At 38.6% G+C, this 544-nt stretch carries 1 protein-coding gene; it reads right to left on the reverse strand.

Annotation, left to right across the window (positions count from 1 at the left end):
* Positions 1–103 precede the first annotated feature (103 nt).
* Positions 104–544 (reverse strand): sigma-70 family RNA polymerase sigma factor (locus ACTNC0_RS18260; RefSeq protein WP_441088494.1); only part of this gene is annotated, 441 nt, incomplete at its 5' end.

Consider the following 544-nt stretch of genomic DNA (forward strand, 5'->3'; position numbering starts at 1 on the left):
GCAAACACAAAAAGAGTATGCAAAACAAGTGATATTTACCTGCTTATCGGGAAATATCACTTGTTATATGCATACTCTTTTTCTATTCACCACCTGATATATACTATGTCTGGTCTTTTAATTGTTTTAAAATTCTTTTCTCCATTCTGGACACCTGCACCTGTGAGATTCCCATCTCGGCAGCAATTTCTGTCTGCGTCATATCTTTAAAATATCTCATATATATCAGCTGACGTTCCCTTGCATCCAGCTTCTTTAATATTTCATCCAGAAAAATACGATTCAACGCGGCATCCTGTCCATTTTCTTTTTCCTGAAGCCTGTCCATAAGCGAAATATCATTTCCATCACCCTGATAGATAATCTTATGTAAAGACTCAACTTCTGCCCCCGATTCCAGTGACATCACCACTTCATCTACAGAAAGCTGTGCACTTTGGGCTATTTCCTCCATTACCGGTTCTCTCCCCAGTTCTTTTTCCAGTTTTTCCCTTGCGCTATAAATCTTGACACAATTTTCTTTCAGGCTCCTGCTTACTTTTAA

The organism is Blautia sp. HCP3S3_B11, from assembly GCF_052064435.1.
GTDB lineage: Bacteria > Bacillota > Clostridia > Lachnospirales > Lachnospiraceae > Blautia_A.